16 protein-coding genes and 1 pseudogene are annotated in these 16,719 nt (G+C 69.8%); 8 read left to right on the top strand and 9 right to left on the bottom strand.

The features are described 5' to 3' along the window. The first annotated feature begins 83 nt into the window (after positions 1-83). Positions 84-1,451 carry an L-serine ammonia-lyase gene (locus G3I60_RS27880; protein ID WP_164296640.1) on the top strand — a complete coding sequence of 456 codons (1,368 nt, stop codon included), beginning with the start codon at positions 84-86 and terminating at the stop codon, positions 1,449-1,451. A 47-nt stretch (positions 1,452-1,498) separates the two neighbouring features. After that, positions 1,499-1,675 (top strand): annotated as a pseudogene (locus G3I60_RS45735) (VapC toxin family PIN domain ribonuclease); the annotation flags it as partial. 35 nt (positions 1,676-1,710) lie between these two features. Here G3I60_RS45735 and G3I60_RS27870 read toward each other — a convergent pair. From G3I60_RS27870 to G3I60_RS27850, 5 genes are all read right to left on the bottom strand, one after another. Continuing rightward, on the bottom strand, positions 1,711-2,916 hold the full coding sequence (locus G3I60_RS27870; RefSeq protein ID WP_343241970.1) for a multidrug effflux MFS transporter: 1,206 nt from the start codon (positions 2,914-2,916) through the stop codon (positions 1,711-1,713). A 95-nt stretch (positions 2,917-3,011) separates the two neighbouring features. Beyond that, positions 3,012-4,103 (bottom strand): hypothetical protein, encoded by a 1,092-nt coding sequence (locus G3I60_RS27865; RefSeq protein WP_138354904.1) that lies wholly within the window; start codon positions 4,101-4,103, stop codon positions 3,012-3,014. Between the two features lie 60 nt (positions 4,104-4,163). Next, positions 4,164-5,510 (bottom strand): aldehyde dehydrogenase family protein, encoded by a 1,347-nt coding sequence (locus G3I60_RS27860; RefSeq protein ID WP_164607858.1) that lies wholly within the window; start codon positions 5,508-5,510, stop codon positions 4,164-4,166. Position 5,511: 1 nt separating this feature from the next. Further along, positions 5,512-5,979, bottom strand: coding sequence for a hypothetical protein (locus G3I60_RS27855; RefSeq protein ID WP_164296634.1), 468 nt, complete (start codon positions 5,977-5,979; stop codon positions 5,512-5,514). 35 nt (positions 5,980-6,014) lie between these two features. Then, entirely contained in the window at positions 6,015-6,680 is a 666-nt protein-coding gene (locus G3I60_RS27850) for a cyclase family protein (RefSeq protein WP_275405982.1), read from the bottom strand. Positions 6,681-6,951: 271 nt separating this feature from the next. Between G3I60_RS27850 and aroF the strand changes: the two genes are divergently transcribed. Genes aroF through G3I60_RS27830 form a run of 4 tightly spaced genes read left to right on the top strand, consistent with a single transcriptional unit; the run spans position 6,952 to position 11,945 of the window. Continuing rightward, on the top strand, positions 6,952-8,007 hold the full coding sequence (gene aroF, locus G3I60_RS27845; RefSeq protein WP_164296632.1) for a 3-deoxy-7-phosphoheptulonate synthase: 1,056 nt from the start codon (positions 6,952-6,954) through the stop codon (positions 8,005-8,007). Between the two features lie 25 nt (positions 8,008-8,032). Further along, on the top strand, positions 8,033-9,130 hold the full coding sequence (locus G3I60_RS27840; protein WP_138354900.1) for an AMP-binding protein: 1,098 nt from the start codon (positions 8,033-8,035) through the stop codon (positions 9,128-9,130). A 2-nt stretch (positions 9,131-9,132) separates the two neighbouring features. Beyond that, entirely contained in the window at positions 9,133-10,632 is a 1,500-nt protein-coding gene (locus tag G3I60_RS27835) for an isochorismate synthase MenF (RefSeq protein ID WP_164607856.1), read from the top strand. A gap of 53 nt (positions 10,633-10,685) precedes the next feature. Then, positions 10,686-11,945 carry an ATP-grasp domain-containing protein gene (locus G3I60_RS27830; RefSeq protein ID WP_164296628.1) on the top strand — a complete coding sequence of 420 codons (1,260 nt, stop codon included), beginning with the start codon at positions 10,686-10,688 and terminating at the stop codon, positions 11,943-11,945. A 74-nt stretch (positions 11,946-12,019) separates the two neighbouring features. Here G3I60_RS27830 and G3I60_RS27825 read toward each other — a convergent pair whose 3' ends face one another. Then, complete coding sequence (locus G3I60_RS27825) at positions 12,020-12,232, bottom strand: EF-hand domain-containing protein (RefSeq protein WP_138354897.1); 213 nt, start codon at positions 12,230-12,232, stop codon at positions 12,020-12,022. Between the two features lie 106 nt (positions 12,233-12,338). Here G3I60_RS27825 and G3I60_RS27820 point away from each other — a divergent pair, with 106 nt between their 5' ends. Then, entirely contained in the window at positions 12,339-12,983 is a 645-nt protein-coding gene (locus G3I60_RS27820) for a TetR/AcrR family transcriptional regulator (RefSeq protein WP_164607853.1), read from the top strand. A gap of 3 nt (positions 12,984-12,986) precedes the next feature. After that, the gene (locus G3I60_RS27815) at positions 12,987-13,466 is read left to right on the top strand and encodes a thioesterase family protein (RefSeq protein WP_138354895.1); all 480 of its coding nucleotides are present in this window, start codon (positions 12,987-12,989) and stop codon (positions 13,464-13,466) included. A 305-nt stretch (positions 13,467-13,771) separates the two neighbouring features. On the opposite strand, the gene G3I60_RS27810 is transcribed toward G3I60_RS27815, so the two are convergent. The 3 genes from G3I60_RS27810 to G3I60_RS27800 form a co-directional block, all read right to left on the bottom strand. Continuing rightward, positions 13,772-14,266, bottom strand: coding sequence for an ATP-binding protein (locus G3I60_RS27810; protein ID WP_138354894.1), 495 nt, complete (start codon positions 14,264-14,266; stop codon positions 13,772-13,774). Positions 14,267-14,585: 319 nt separating this feature from the next. Further along, a complete protein-coding gene (locus G3I60_RS27805; protein WP_164607850.1) occupies positions 14,586-15,353 on the bottom strand; it encodes an enoyl-CoA hydratase/isomerase family protein in 768 nt (255 codons plus the stop codon). A 79-nt stretch (positions 15,354-15,432) separates the two neighbouring features. Further along, positions 15,433-16,602 carry an Ig-like domain-containing protein gene (locus tag G3I60_RS27800; protein WP_164607889.1) on the bottom strand — a complete coding sequence of 390 codons (1,170 nt, stop codon included), beginning with the start codon at positions 16,600-16,602 and terminating at the stop codon, positions 15,433-15,435. Positions 16,603-16,719: the final 117 nt, after the last annotated feature.

Below are 16,719 nucleotides of genomic sequence, written 5' to 3'. Positions count from 1 at the left end.
GTGCCCCGCACCATGCCTCCCGCACCACCTGTCCCGCGCACCACCCGGCAGACAACGGCGTCTGCGCAACCAAGGAGTTTCTCGTGGCCATCTCGGTCTTCGACCTGTTCTCGATCGGTATCGGCCCGTCCAGCTCGCACACCGTCGGACCCATGCGTGCCGCCGGGATCTTCGCCCACCGGCTCAAGAACGAGGGCCTGCTCGCCCACACCGCCGCCGTCCGCGCCGAGCTCTTCGGCTCGCTGGGCGCCACCGGCCACGGCCACGGCACCCCGAAGGCGGTCCTGCTGGGCCTGGAGGGCCACTCGCCCCGCACGGTCGACGTCGAGACCGCCGACGCCGAGGTGGAGCGGATCCGCACCAGCGGCCGCCTCAACCTGCTCGGCGCCCACGAGATCCCCTTCGACGCCTCGTCCCAGCTGATCCTGCACCGCCGCCGCTCGCTGCCGTACCACGCCAACGGCATGACGCTCTTCGCCTACGACGCGGACGGCGCGCCCCTCCTGGAGAAGACGTACTACTCGGTCGGCGGCGGCTTCGTCGTCGACGAGGACGCGGTCGGCCAGGACCGGATCAAGCTCGACGACACCGTGCTGCGCCACCCCTTCCGCACCGGCGACGAACTGCTGCGGCTCTCCCGCGACACCGGCCTGTCGATCGCCGCCCTGATGCTGGAGAACGAGAAGGCCTGGCGCAGCGAGGCCGAGATCCGTACCGGGCTGCTGGAGATCTGGGGCGTCATGCAGGCGTGCGTCTCGCGCGGCATGTCCCGCGAGGGCATACTCCCCGGCGGCCTCAAGGTCCGCCGCCGCGCCGCCAACTCGGCCCGCCAGCTGCGCGCCGAGGGCAACCCGGCCGCTCTCGCGATGGAGTGGGTCACCCTCTACGCGATGGCCGTGAACGAGGAGAACGCCGCGGGCGGCCGCGTCGTCACCGCGCCCACCAACGGCGCGGCCGGCATCATCCCGGCCGTTCTGCACTACTACATGAACTTCGTGCCCGGCGCGGACGAGGAGGGCGTCGTCCGCTTCCTGCTCGCCGCCGGCGCGATCGGCATGCTCTTCAAGGAGAACGCCTCCATCTCCGGCGCCGAGGTCGGCTGCCAGGGCGAGGTCGGCTCCGCCTGCTCGATGGCGGCCGGCGCCCTCGCCGAGGTGCTGGGCGGCTCCCCCGAGCAGGTCGAGAACGCGGCCGAGATCGGCATGGAGCACAACCTCGGCCTCACCTGCGACCCGGTCGGCGGCCTCGTCCAGATCCCGTGCATCGAGCGCAACGGCATGGCCGCGGTGAAGGCCATCACGGCCGCCAAGATGGCCATGCGCGGCGACGGCCGGCACCACGTGTCTCTCGACAAGGTCATCAAGACCATGAAGGAGACCGGCGCCGACATGAAGGTCAAGTACAAGGAGACGGCGCGCGGGGGCCTGGCGGTCAACGTCATCGAGTGCTGACCCGCTCACACTCCGTATCGGACGAAAAGTACATGCGTTAGCGCACGGCACAAGCCGTCCAACGGCGCTACGCCGACCTGGACCTGGACCTCGCGGACGCGGTGAACGTGGCTCTGGCCGCCGAGTACCGCAGCGATGCCGTACTCACCCTGGACCGCCGTGATTTCCGCGCAATGCGGCCCTTGACTCCGCACCACGCGTTCCGCTTGTTGCCGGACGATCTCCAGCAACGGTCGGCGAGGCTCACCGGGCCAGGGGTTCAGGCCGTCATCGGCGGCCGCGGGGTCAGCCGGAAGGCGGCGAGGGCGGAGAGGCTCAAGCCGGCGATGACCAGGGCCATCGGGACCGAGGTGTCGGAACCGCCGAGGCCGGCCATCGGGGCGGCGATGCCGCCGAGGGCGAACTGGGCCAGGCCCATGAGGGCGGAGGCGGTGCCCGCCATCCGCGGGGGGCGGCCGGACAGTGCGAGGGCCATCGAGTTCGGCAGGATGAGCCCGATCGGCGCGACCACCAGGAAGAGGCCGGGCAGCAGCGTCCAGAGCCCGGCCGCCAGGGAGCTCACCACGGTCAGACTGCCGACGGCGGCGATGGTCAGACCGATGCCGAGCAGCCGGCGGGAGCCGTGCCGGTCCAGCGGCTCGGCGCCGACGCGGCCGGCGATGACGATGCCCGCGCCGTTCGCCGCGAAGATGCCGGCGAACGCCAGCTGGGGCAGGTCGTAGACCTCCTGGATCACGAACGGCGATCCGGAGATGTACGTGAACATCGCGGCGAAGGCCAGCCCGCCGGTGAGCATGTAGCCGGCGAAGGCCCGGTCGGCGGCCAGCTTGCCGAACGTCACGAGCACGGCCTTGGGCCCGTCCCCGCGCCGGTCCTCGGGGGCCAGCGTCTCGGGCATGCCGCGGTACACGACGACGACCAGCACCGCGCCGAGCCCGGTGATGACTGCGAACAGCCCGCGCCAGGGCATGATCTGGAGCAGCGCCCCGCCGGCCAGGGGCGCCACGATCGGCGCGAGCGCGCTGACCTGGACGAGGCTGGCGAAGAAGCGGGCCGCCGCGGCCCCTTCGTTGCGGTCCCGAACCACGGCGCGGGCGATCACGATCGCGGTGCCGCCCGAGGCGCCCTGGAGCAGCCGGAACGCGATCAGGAACCAGACGTTCGGCGCGATGACGCACAGCAGCGACGCCACGGTGTAGCCGATGACGCCGCCGAGCAGCAGCCGGCGCCGTCCCAGCAGGTCGCTGGCGGGGCCTGCCACCGCCTGGCCGAGCGCGAGCCCGACGAGGCAGGCGGTGAGGGTGAGCTGGATCAGGGATGCGCCGCCGCCGAGGTCCCTGCCGAGCTCGGGCAGCGCGGGGAGGTACATGTCGATCGACAGCGGGCCGAGCGCGGACAGCCCGGCCAGGGTCGCCACGAGAGTGAACGGAGGTGCCTCGGCACGGACTTGTGCGGTCTTCGTCACGCTGTTCCCTTCCGGGGGGACGGGGGGCGGGCGGTCCGGCCGGGATCGTCGGTGAGGACGACCCCGGCCGGACCGCCCGGTCAACTCTGCGTCGTTCAGGCACCGATGAGGGTCACCGGGTCACCGAACCTCATCAGGTCGCGGTACAGCTCCGCCCGGGAGTGCCGCATGGTGCGCAGTACGCCGACCGCGCTCTCGGCCGACGCCTCGCCCTGGACGATCGAGCGGTCGTCACCGACCAGACCGGCCGTCACGCTGATGTGCCGCTCGATGTCCTGCAGATCGGCCTCGAGCAACGCGTCGCGGGCGAGCGCCAGTTCGGGGTCGGTCGCCGCCAGTTCGGCGAAGGGTTGCGCGGAGACCTTGACGAGGTTCCGCATGGCTTTGCGGAACGCCTTGTGCTCGGGCTGCGTCCGGCCGGTGAGTGCCACCGGCACGGCCGGCGGTTGCATGGTCGGGCGGACCTTCGCGTCGTAGCACGGAGCCGACATGTCCCCGGAGTGGATCATGGCCGCGGTGAAGCCGCGGACATAGGCGATCGCCTCCTGGAGGGCGTCGAAGGCCGCGTCGCGGTCCCCGTCCACCAGCCCGGCGGCCGCCCGGGAGACGGCCTCGGCCGCCGCGAGGTTGAGCACGAAGTAGAAGTGGTGGGTGATGACCCACCGCGTCAGCTCGTCGTTGCCCGGAACGTACGGGCTCCGGCCCCCCGTGGGGGTCCCGCCGGAGGGCGCCGCGGCGTCGCGCGGCGCCAGGCCCTCCAGGATCTTGGCCATGGCGTGGACCTCGTAGGCCTGATCGTTCAGATCCAGCCGCGCGTCGCGCAGATCGCGGAGCGTCCGCGCGATGATCGTCGTCACTTCCGAGACGAGCCGGGCGTCGTCGACCGGCGCCGTGCGGACCCCGAAGTACTCGTGGTTGGGAACGATCGGCTTCAGCGCCGCGGCGTCCATGGGGACGACCATGGCCTCGACGGCGAGCCGGTCGGTCTCCTCGACCGCCGCGTCCATCGCCTTGCGGACCGCGTCGCCGGCTCCCGCCGGGTTCAGCAGTTCGCCGTGCAGACGCATCAACGCGTCGGTGGCCGTGGTCAGGGCGGTACCGACCGGTGCGGCCGGGCTGGTGCGGCCGCGCACCACGTTGTTCTCGGGAAGGACGACGATCGGGATGTCGGGACAGGCAGCAGACATGTCCATCACCTCACTATCTTCTGAATGACCTGGGAGCGGTCGGTCGGGGCACCGCTGGTTTCACGACCCGGCGAAACCACGGGCCTCCTTGAGGAACTGCCCGATGTACCCGTCGTGCGGCAGATACGGATCCCGGTACCAGCCCGGGACCCTGCCGTGCAGGACCGTGCGGATGCCGGGGGTGTCCAGGGCTTCGTCGACGAGCGCCGCGTTGTCGGTGAGGAGGGTCAGGGCCAGGGAGTCGTCCAGCGGGCCGATGCCCTCCGACGGCTGCCAGGGCGCCACCCAGACGCAGGGGAACGGCAGTTCCGTGCCGAGCCCCGGGTGGTCGGACCGGTCCACGCACATCACCGCGGGCCGCAGGGCCGCGGCGTCCTCGTCGACGACGGTCACCGGACCGCCGTCCGCCTCGTAGTACCGCTCCGTCAGATCGACGGCGCCCTGTGCCGCCCGGTCGAGGGCCGCCCGCAGGCCCGCCGCCTCCTTGCGGGGACGGACGGGAAGGACGGCCCCCTCGTCGGTGACCGGAAGGGCCGGCAGCGAGGCCAGTCTTTCGGCCAACGCCTCGGCCAGGGCACGGTGGTCGCCCGAGGTGAGGACCGCGGTGGTGTTGGTGCACCGCACCCCGCCGTCCGCGGAGATCTCGGCGACGAGATGGTCCAGGACCGCCTCGTCGACCGGACCGTCCACGAGGATCTTGCTCCGGCCGGGACCGCGGACCAGCACCCGGTCGTTGCCGCGCAGCCGGGCCACCGTGGCCTCGCTGCCGTAAACCAGGGCCAGATCGGCCGCGTCCACGAGAGCGTCGGCGGCGGCGTGCGACCCGGGCAGCAGGCTGATCCAGCCGGGATCGAGACCTGCCTCCAGCAACGCCCGGACCAGGCGCAGCGGGGTGACGGGGTCACGGGTGCCAGGGCGCACCACGACCCGGTACCCCAGCGCCACGGCCTGGAGCCAGGCTCCGTGGGTGGCCGGGTGGTTGCTGGGGGCCACGACACCGAAGACGGAACCGCGGCGCACCCAGCGGGCGGTGCGGCCGGCGCCGACCGGGGACTGCCGCGCGACGACGTCGCCGAGCAGCCCGCAGTCGTTCTGCATCCGGCCGAGGGTCTGGCGGGCCACGCTGATGGGCACACCGGAGACGAGTGCCTGGATACGGCAGTACTCCTCCGGGGTCTGTCCGCCCAGGGTGGCCCCGGCGAACCGGCGGCCCGCGTCGGTGAGCACCGCGAGGCGCTCGTCCGACGTCATCCGCGGTGCTTCGCGCATGCGTTTGACGGTGAGCCTGGTCACCAGGGCGGGTGCTTCATGGACGGTGGCAAGGGGAGCGCCGTTCACGCCGTGCAGCACACGCGTGTCGCGGGAGCTCCGCTCCTCCCCGTCGCGGAGCACGGGTATGGACAACACGTCAGACCAACTCCTCGGGTACCGGCCGGGAAAGGGGACGCGAGAAGAAATCACCCTCGGTGACGATATCGGGAACGGCGTTCAGCGCCCGCAACGATCTTGCCCTGCAAACCTGCACAATGCGTAACGGCGGGCCGGCGGAACCGGCCACCGGAGCGCACTTGTGGAACTGGCTTTCGCGCGGCAGTTCCTGGTGCACCCGGGTGCGCCCGGCAATGCGAACTTCAGCACCGCGCGCGGACGCGCGTATAGCCCGCGCCGGCAGCAGTTCCGGCCGCAGACACGAGCCTGTCCGAAAACCCGGTTTTCGCTGGATCGTGTTTGGCTTGATGACGACACGGTCGCCTCTGCCGGTGTCCGGTAATGGATCCCCGAGCAGATCCAGCGCCGCTTCGACGCCTTCGTCTATGGCGGCGGCTGTTTGGTTCCCGGCTTCTTTCAGAGAAACGGCTGTCTGATTTCCAGCCATGTGGACCCCCTTGTGTGAGTGTTCCGCCGAGGGGGTCAGACCGGCCATCCGTCGAACACCACGGCGCGGGCCGGGGCGGCTTCCACGCCGGAAATCTTGATGGGAAGCGCCATCAGCTGGGCGACCTGGTTGTCGATCTGGTCGAGGTTCTGGATGTTCTCCAGGATCGGGATGTTGGCGGCCAGCAGCCGCCGGTGCACCTGCCCGCTGCGGTCGTCCGGCCGCTCCGTGATGCAGTCCATGCCGACGAGCCGGACCTCGTTGTCGACCATCCAGTCCGCCGAGGACAGGGTGAGATAGGGCGGCTTGTCCCAGTAGTCCTCGCGCCCCAGGTACCGGTTCGGGTGGTCGGTACGGATCAGCAGACGGTCGCCGGCCTGCCATACGTCGCGGACCGCCTTCTCCAGCTCGTCGCCGGTGACGGGGTCGAGGTCACGGTGGCCGGAAAGGTCCGCGATGACCACCCGGCCGACGAAGGTCTCCAGCGGGACCTCGTCGATTTTCGCGCCGTCCTCGTAGAAGTGGAATCCGGATTCCACATGGGTTCCGTTGTGCGGGAAAATCTGCAGATCCGAGAAGGTCCGGCCGCCGCCGGCCGGATCGGTCTCCGGGGTCATCGCCTTGCGTATACCAAACTTCGGATACCACGAGGCGTTATAGGAAGGCATTCCCTCGTACCAACCCTGGCTGATATCGACCATCTTCATGTCGTACCCCCGCTGTTCATGTTGTTCGGTTTCGGCCAACGAAACATCTTTCGGCCAACGGCATCCGCCCTGCCTGAGGACGGCACGGCGATGACAGCACAGGAAGAATACGCTTGGCAATCCCTTCACTTCTGGGTTACTGTCCGGAAGAAGATCTTTCCGGGGGGACGAGTCTCAGTGAAAAGCGATGCCACGACCACGACTGGGTGGCACTCCCCCTGAGCTCCATCGGAGCACTCCCGACAGTCCCTTGGAAGGCACTCCCATGATTGTGGTAATGAGTCCGCAGGCTGCCCGCGAACAAGTTGAATCCGTAAATGAATTACTTCGGGGCAGTGGCCTGATTCCGATATCCAGCACTGTGGCGGGAGTCACAGTGCTCATCACAGAAGGAACCGACGGGCCTGATCTGGCAACGGTTCTGGAGAAGGCGCCCGGCGTCGACCGGGTGGTCGTGGTGTCCGGATCGCAGCGGTTGACCAGCCGGGTGTTCCGTCCCGAGGACACCCAGGTGACGCTCGGCTCCGCCGGCGGAGCGGTGTTCGGCGGCACCGGATTCGCCGTCATCGCCGGTCCCTGCGCTGTCGAGAGCCCGGCACAGATGAACGCCGTGGTGGACTCGGTCGTCGCGAGCGGCGCCGTCATGCTGCGCGGCGGCGCGTTCAAGCCCCGGACCTCCCCGTACAGCTTCCAGGGGCTGGGACTCGCGGGGCTGACCCTCCTCGCCGAGCAGCGGAAGCGGACCGGACTGCCGGTCGTCACCGAGGTCGTGACCCCGGGAGACGTGGAATCCGTCGCCGAGGAGAGCGACATGCTCCAGATCGGTGCGCGCAACATGCAGAACTTCGAGCTGCTGCGCGAGGCGGGAGCCTCCGGCCGGCCCGTCCTCCTCAAGCGCGGGATGTCCGCCACCATCGAGGAGTGGCTGCTCGCGGCCGAGTACGTGCTGCACATGGGGAACAGCGACGTCGTCCTGTGCGAGCGCGGTATCCGCAGCTTCGAGCGCGGCACCCGGTTCACCCTGGACCTCAGTGCGGTGGCCGAGGCCAAGCGGCTCACCCATCTGCCGGTGATCGTCGACCCGAGCCACAGCACGGGCAAGCCGCACCTCGTCGCGCCGATGTCCCTGGCGGCGGCCGCGTGCGGCGCCGACGGACTGATCGTCGATGTCCACACGGACGCCTCGAACGCGATGTGCGACGGCGCCCAGGCCCTCAGCGGTGAGCAGTTCGGCACCCTCATGGGCCGGCTCAAGCCGGTCGTGGAGGCCGTGGGGCGCACCCTGTCGCCGGCCCTCACCCACTCCCTCGCCCGGGTCTGATCCCCACCTTCCTTGGAGACACCGCATGTCCGAGCACATCGTCGACCCGTTAACCGCCGATCTCGCGCCTGAGGACTTCATCCACGCCGCGATGCAGTGGCACTTCTCCCCCGCCACCGGCTCGCCGTACTGGGTGAAGCGCGCGGCCGAGCTGGACTTCAATCCGCTCACCGACGTCCACACCTGGGACGACCTCGACCTCTTCCCGGACGTCAGCGACGAGTGGAAGGACGTCCCGGTCGACGCGCTGGTCCCCGCCGGGATCGGCAGGGAGGGCTGGGACTTCCAGGTCTTCGACAGCGGGGGCACCACGGGACGGCCCAAACGCATCGTGGAATCGCGGTCGCGCCGCAACGGTGTCCACTGGGTGAGCGAGGTGCTCGCCGATCACAAGGTCCCGGGCGAGGGCGAGGGCCACTGGCTGCATCTCGGCCCCACCGGACCGCACATCGTCGGCCGTTCCATCGGGCTGCTGGCGCAAATGCGCGGCACGTTCTGCCACTACATCGACTTCGACCCGCGCTGGGTCAAGAACAGCGTCAAGCAGGGCAGGACCGATGAGGCCGCCCGCTATGTGAAGCACATCCTGGCGCAGGCCCAGGACATCCTCTCCACCCAGCCCGTCTCCGTCCTCTTCGCCACCCCGCCGGTGCTCGAAGCGCTGGCCGCCGACGAGAAGCTGCTGGATCTGGTGCAGCGGAAGGTGCGCGGCATCATCTGGGCCGGCACCAGCGTGAGTCCCGAGACGCTCCGGGTCTTCGAGGACGAGCTCTTCCCCGATGCCGCCGTGGTCGGCCTGTACGGCAACACCATGATGGGCATCGCCCCGCAGCGCCCGCGGGACGGCGAACGGGACGACGAACGCTGTGTCTTCATCCCCTTCCACCCGTTCAGCCGGGTCAAGGTGGTGGACCCCGAGAACACCGGCACCTCCGTGGCCCACGGCGAGCGCGGGCAGGCGAAGATCAGCCTCGTCTCCCGGGACCTGCTGCTGCCCTGGACGCTGGAGCGCGACTCCGTACTGCGCATCGCACCCACCGCGAAGTACCCCCAGGACGGGCTGGCCGACATCAGGCCGCTCACCGTGGCCGGCGGCCAGACCGCTGTCGAAGGGGTGTACTAGGCATGACCTCCGCTGCCGCACCAGTGGTCACCCGTGAACGACCCGTCGCGTTGCTCGACCGCGCCGACCGGGACAGCCTCCTCGCCACCTGCCGGCGCGCCCTCGACCAGGCCCGCCGCAGCCAGCGTCTGGTCCTCGTCAGCTGGGCCAAACCGCTCACCCTCGCCGACCCCGTCGCCATCTGGAGCCGTGCCCGTCGCGGTACGCCGCGTTCGTTCCTGTGGCAGTCGGCATGGGACCGCGGATCCGTCGTCGCGATCGGATCGGCGCGCGATCTGCGGGGACGGGGCGAGAACCGTGTCGCGTCCGTCCGCGACGGATGGCAGGCGCTGACCCGGGACCTCGTCACCGGCGGAACGGCGGTCGCCGAACTGCCCGCGGGCGAAGGCCCGCTGGCCATCGGCGGTTTCGCCTTCAGCCCCGAGAACGCCCCGGAGAAGGGACGCCTTCCGGACGCCCTGATGTGGGTGCCCGCCCTGCAGATCCGTGGCACGGTGCCCGACCAGGCCGCCGCCGACCGGCCCGGCCCGGCCGAACTGCGCCTGAACGCGGTGCTGTTGCACGACAGCGACGCCGAGCAGGTGGCCAACGGCCTGCTCCACCTCGCCGACCTCTGCCTTCCGCCCGAAGCCGCCGCCGAAGCCCGGAAACTGGCGTACGCGGACGAACGGACGCACACCAGCGCCGAGTTGCCCGACGCCGACCACTGGAAGGGCCTGGTCCGCCGCGCGACCGGCCGGATCCGGGACGGCGACTTCGAGAAGGTGGTGCTGGCGCGCGAGCTGCGGGTCACCGCTTCCAGCCCGTTCGACGTGCCGACCGCGGTGAACCGGCTGCGCAGCGCCTATCCCGGCACCACCGTCTTCGCGGTGGACCACGAGGAGTACACCTTCCTCGGCGCGACCCCCGAATACCTCGTACGGGTCGACCGCCGGGCGGTGCACGCGCTGGGACTGGCCGGTACGGCGCCCCGCGGGCTCACCCCGGAACAGGACGCGGCTCTCGCCCTCGAACTGGCCGGCAGCGCCAAGATCCAGCACGAGCACGACGTCGTGGTGCAGATGCTCCGCGACGCGCTGCGGGACTCGTGCGTCAATGTCGCCTCCGACGCGGAGCCGAGCGTGGTCAAGCTCGCCAACGTCCAGCATCTGTCCACCAAGGTCCGCGGCGAGCTGGCGGCGGACTCCACCGCGGGAATCCTGGACTTCGTCGACCGTCTCCACCCGACACCGGCCCTCGGCGGCCACCCCCGCAAGGAGTCGCTGAGCTGGCTCTCCGACAACGAGGGGCTGGACCGGAGCTGGTACGCGGGAGTGGTCGGCTGGGCCGACGGCTCCGGGCAGGGCCAGTTCGCGGTCACCATCCGGTCCGCCCTGGTCGACGGCCCATCCGCCTCGCTGTACGCCGGCTGCGGCATCGTGGCCGACTCCGATCCCGAGGCGGAGTACGCGGAGTCCTGCGCGAAGCTGCGCCCGATGATGTCCGCCCTGGGAATCGAGTGACCAGCCCGCGTCGCCCCGTCCGTCCTGCCGGATCGCCCATTGGTGAGGTAAGAATGACCGTCAAGCCCGCCGCTCCCCGCGTGGTCGTCATCGTCGACGCGTATTCGAGCGCACGATCCCTTGCCCCGCTCTTCCAGGCGCGCGGCTATGAATGCGTCCACGTCCAGAGCACCCCGGCGATTCCGATGGTGTACGAGAAGAGCTTCCGGGCCTCGGACTTCACCGCCAACATCGTGCACGCGGGGGATGTCGCCGCGACGGTCGCGGCCCTCGCCGCGCACGCGCCGGTCAGTCTGCTGGCGGGCATCGAGAGCGGGGTCGAGGTCGCGGACGTGCTCAGCGAGGCGCTCGGCCTGCGGACGAACGGCACGGCGCTGAGCCCGTCCCGCCGGGACAAGTTCCGCATGATGGAGACGGTCAAGGAGGCCGGGGTGCCGGGCACCGGCCAGATCCTGGCCACCGACCTCGACACGCTGCTCGCCTGGCACAGCGAGGCCGAAGGCCGGGTCGTGCTGAAGCCGTTGAAGAGCGCGGGAAGCGACGGCATCTTCTTCTGCGACGACGCGGACCAGGTGCGCGCCGCGTTCGAGGCGCTGCTCGGCTCCGAGAGCGCGCTGGAGCTGCACAACCACGCGGTGCTGGCGCAGGAGTACCTGGTCGGCAGCGAGTACATCGTGAACACCGTGAGCCTGGACGGGAAGCACCACGTCACGGACATCTGGAAGATGCACCACCTCGGCGCCAACGGGGTGCACGACATGGCGGCCGGCGCCCAGCTGATGCCCCGTCATGGCGTGGAGCAGGACGCGCTGGTCGAGTACAACTGCCTGGTCCTGGACGCCCTGGGGGTGCGCAACGGTCCCGCGCACACCGAGCTCAAGCTGACGCCGCAGGGCCCGCGGCTGGTCGAGAGCGCCGCCCGGATCTGCGGTGCGGACGTGCATGTGCCGGCCAAGGGCGCGATCGGCGAGAGCCAGCTGGACTGGACCGTGGACGCGTACGTCGACCCCGAGCGCTTCCTGGAGCGCTGGGAGGCCGGTTATGAACTCGCCCGGCACGCCGGGATCGTCAACATGGTCTCGCCGGCGGCCGGCAAGCTCGTCGGCTATCCGAAGATGGCCGAGCTCCGCGGGCTGGAGAGCTTCCATGACATCACGCTGAACGTGCACCCCGGCGACGAGATCCACCGCTCGATCGACGACTGGACGTACCCGATGCGCGTGTACCTCGTGCACGAGACCGAGAGCGTCGTCATGCACAACATCCTGTCGGCGCGGTACATGGACGGCGAAGGCTTCTACGACATCGTCTGAGCGACGACCCGCCCTCGCGGCAGGAACGAGTGGGGCCCGGCACCGGTCATGGTGCCGGGCCCCACTTCTGTGCGTCAGCCCTGCAGCTTGGCCCAGAACTCGTCCCACGAGAGCTGCCCGTCACCGTCGGTGTCGTCGGCGTTGATCACGGCCTGGGCGACCGACTCGGTGGTGTGGAAGTCCCCGAGCTCGGCCATGACCTTCTTGTACTCGGCCGCGGTGATCTGACCGTCCTTGTCGAGGTCATACCGGTCGAATGCCCTCTTCGCTGCCTCGATGTCCGCCACGTGACCCGCCCCTTCTCTGTGCCTGATGGTCGGGCTCAGATTATCGGGGTTTCCGGGCCCAACAATAAGTGCGACCGGTCGGTCGTCTTTCTGTTACGGTGAGGCCATGGCAGACAGCGAGCGACCCGACGGCAGACGCGTACGCGGAGAGCGCACGCGGCAGGCCGTGCTGGACACGGCCGTGGCGCTCGCCTCGGTGGACGGACTGGACGGACTCTCGCTGGCACGGCTGTCCGGAGCGCTCGGGGTGAGCAAGTCCGGACTGTTCACACACTGGCGGGACAAGGAGCAGCTCCAGCTCGACGTGATCGACCGGGCCCGCAAGCAGTGGGGCGCGCTCGTGATGCGGCCGGCGCAGGACGCGCCGGCCGGCGTGGGGCGGCTGCTCGCGCTGCACGAGGCACGGCTGGCCTTCTACGCCGAGGACGTACTGCCCGGCGGCTGCTTCTTCGCCGCGGTGCAGACGGAGTTCGACGACCGGCCGGGCGCGGTGCGCGACCGCGTCGCGCAGTCGATCGTCGACTGGGTGCGGCACATCCAGGACCTCGTCGAGGAGGCGATCGCCCTCGGCGAGCTGCGGGCGGACGTGGACGCCGCGCAGCTGACGTTCGAGATCGACGCGCTCGGCGAGGCCGTCGTCACCCGCTCCCGGCTCATGGACCGGGCCACCGTCCTCGCCCAGGCGCACCGGGCCGTCCTGGAACGGCTCAGATCCTGCTGCACCGACCCTTCGATCCTCCCGGAGAGCTGAGACATGACGACCACCGCCCAGCCACCGGCCACCCAAGAGGCACCGGCCGCACAGATCTTCCCCGTCCAGATCCACTTCGACGATCTCGACGCCCTGGGAATGGTCCACAACGCCCGCTACGCCCTGTTCGTCGAGCGCGCGATCACCGCCTACTGGGTCGACCGGGGCTGGTCGTACACCGCCGACCGCACCGAGTACGACGACACCTTCCTCGCGGTGCGCGAGTTCCGCATCGAGTACCTGGCGCCGATCCTGGGCGCGGGCGACGGGGCCGTGCACATCTGGATCGAGCACCTGGGCCGCACCAGCATCGTCTACGGCTTCCACGTGCTGTCCGCCGACCACCAGGTGGTGCACGCGTCGGGACGCCGCGCCCAGGTCAAGCTGGACCCGGCCACCCTGCGCCCCAGCCCGCTGAGCGACGAGCTGCGCGCGGCGGCGGCTCCCTTGATGGGCGCGCGGCCCATACGCTCCACTGCATAGCGAATCGTTCGAATGCAAGATCGATACACCGCTTATCCGCGATTTACAAGGCAAGTGGCGCAGTTCACTCCCTTATACGCAAGGGATTGATGAAGAATATTGGCTAATGTCCGATATGCGGGTTTGCCTGCTCCGTACCCCCTGTGTCAGAGTCGGTGCCAACGGCCCCCACTGACCCGGGCTGAGCCGTTCCCAAGGCGCCGCGGACCACACCCCCCCTTGCTCCGCGGCGGTACGAAGAGGCCCTCCCTGTGTCGCACTGCGACACCGGAGGGCTTCTTCGCGTTGTGGCGGAGAACGGGCGCTCAGCGGTCCAGGACGCGCAGTTCGAACCACGTCGTCTTGCCGCGTGGCTGGAGGTCGACGCCCCAGCGGTCGGAGAGCTTGTCGACGAGGAAGAGGCCGCGGCCGCTGATGTCGAGCTCGCGGACCGGCAGCAGACAGGGCAGCGCCCGCGAGGGATCACGGACCTCGACGCGGATCCAGCCGCGGCGGTGCAGCATCCGGATCCCGAAGGTGCGGGCGCCGGTGTGCCGGACGGCGTTGCCGACGAGTTCCGAGACCAGTAACTCGACGGTGTCGGAGAGCTGCGGAAGCGACCACCGGCGCAGCACCGAGACGGAGAGCCGGCGCGCGGTCGAGGCGGATTCGGGGCGCGAGGTCAGCCGGACCTCTTCCACCGACGGATCCCCGACCAGATCGAGGGCTTTGGCAGCGGCCTCGTCGGCGGCCGCCGACGGCCACGCCGCAGCGGCGATGCTCACCCGCTGCGGTTGCTCGGATGCTCCCCGGCCCGCCATGCGTTCATCATGGCCGCACAGGAGGCGGTTCGGGGTGGATCCGGGGGAATTGGCCGACCGGAATGAGGGGTTCCATAAGCGTGTTCAGGCATATGCCATGGGCAATGATCGCCCTCGAGAAGCCGTGATGACCTGCAGTGATGAGTCGTTGACGATCAGCTACAGGCTACTGAGGGCAGGGATTCTTTAAGGTTCACTTAAGACTGCGTTAAGGTCGGCCCACCCGGTCGGCCCAACGTCAACAGGCCCTCGAAAGAGGGGTGATGGGCCGGCCGAGGGTCCACGGCGGACCCTCGGCCGCCCCGTCGGCACGACAGGACTAACGGAACTTCGCCTTGCCCGGTCCGTCCTCGACGAAGCTGCGCATGCCCGTCTCGCGGTCGGCCGTCGCGAACAGACCGGCGAACAGGGTGCGTTCGATGGTCAGCCCGGTCTCCAGGTCGGTCTCCAGACCGCCGTCGATCGCTTCCTTGGCCGCGCGCAGCGCGTACGCCGGGCCGCGGGCGAGGCGTTCCGCCCAGGCGCGCGCCTCGGCGTAGACCTGCTCGGCGGGCACGACCTTGTCGACCAGGCCGATGGCCAGCGCCTCCTCGGCCTTCACCATCCGGCCGGTGAAGATCAGGTCCTTGGCCCGGGAGGGACCCACCAGGCGGCTCAGCCGCTGGGTGCCGCCGGCGCCCGGGATCAGACCGAGCAGGATCTCCGGCTGGCCCAGCTTGGCGTTCTCCGCCGCGACGCGGATGTCGGCGCAGAGCGCCAGTTCGCAGCCGCCGCCCAGCGCGTAGCCGGTGACCGCGGCGACCACCGGCTTGGGGATGCGGGCGACCGCCGTGAACGACTCCTGGAGGGCGCGCGAGCGGTCGACCATGCCCTCGTAGGACATGGCCTGCATCTCCTTGATGTCCGCGCCGGCGGCGAACACCTTCTCCCCGCCCCAGACGATCACGGCGCGTACGTCGTCGCGCCGCCCCGCCTCCTCCGCGACCACCTTCAGCCGGTCCTGGGTGGCGATGTCCAGTGCGTTCATCGGCGGGCGGTCGATGCGGATCGTGCCGACGCCTTCGGCGACTTCGAGGCTCACAGTCATGGTCCGGAGACTACTTCGCCGGGCGGGCCCGAAGAACAGGCCCGCCCGGCGACGGAGGTCACATCGACTGGTCAGCGGGTCAGCTGGTCCACTCGCTCCAGGAGAGGTTCCAGCCGTTGAGGCCGTTGTACCACTGCACCGTCTTGTCCTTGGAGTTGATCACCTGGACGACGTCGCCCACGATCGACTGGTTGTAGAACCAGGCGGCCGGGGTGGACGGGTCACCGGCACCGCGGGTGTCGGACAGCCCCACACAGCCGTGGCTGGTGTTGGAGTTGCCGAAGATCGACTTGGCCGCCCAGTAGTTGCCGTGGATGAAGGTGCCCGAGTTGGTCAGGCGGATGGCGTGCGGTACGTCCTTGATGTCGTACTCGCCGCCGAAGCCGACCGTGTCGCCGTTCATCCGGGTCACGTCGTACTTCTCGGTCATCACCATCTTGCCGTTGTACGTGGTGTGCGCCGGGGCGCCCGAGCTGATCGGAATGGTGCGGATCACCGAGCCGTTACGGCTGACCGTCATGGTGTGCTTCGCGGCGTCGACCACGCTGACCTGGCTGCGGCCGATGGTGAACTTCACGTCCTTGGACTGCTTGCCGTAGACGCCGGGGGCGCCTTCGACGCCGTCCAGATGCAGGCTCAGCGTCACCTTGGTGCCCGCTGCCCAGTACTGCTCGGGGCGCAGGTCCAGACGCTGGTTGCCGTACCAGTGGCCCTTGACGGGGACGGACGGAGAAGCGGTGACCTGGACGGCCGCCTCGACGGCCTTCTTGTTGGTGATCGCCCGGTTGAAGTTGAGCGAGACCTCCATGCCGACGCCGACGGTCTGGCCGTCCTCCGGCGTGTAGAAGCCGACGAAGGAATCCTTCGGCGTGATCGTGGTGAACACCGCGTGCTTGGCGGACTCACGGCCGTCGGCGTCCTTGGCGATCGCGTCCACCGTGTACTTGGTGGAGGTGCCCAGGTGCTCGTCCGGCGCCCAGCTGGCACCGTCCGCGGCTGTCTCGCCCTTGACCGACGTGCCCTTGTCGTCCTTGACGATGACCGAGGTGAGCTTGCCGCTCGCGGCCGTCACCTTCAACGCGCCACTGGTGGCCACGTTGTTCGCGCCGTCCTTCGGCGTGATGGTGACCACCGCCGCCGAGGCCTTGGTGTCGGCGCTCGTGCCGGCCTGCGCACCGGCCGGCTTGTTACCACCGGCACCGCCGGTGCTGCCGGTGTTCGTGCCGCCGCCACCGCATGCGGTGGTCATCAACAGCAGCGCCCCCAGCGCCAGTGCCAGCAACGTCTGCCTGGCGCCCGGCGCCGCCTGTATCGGCTTCAACTTTCTGCTCCCCTCACACGGCCGCCCGCCCACGCGTCCGGAATG

Source organism: Streptomyces sp. SID13666 (assembly GCF_010548325.1).
GTDB classification, from domain to species: Bacteria; Actinomycetota; Actinomycetes; order Streptomycetales; family Streptomycetaceae; genus Actinacidiphila; species Actinacidiphila fildesensis.
This window is presented reverse-complemented; position numbering and strand designations above follow the sequence as displayed.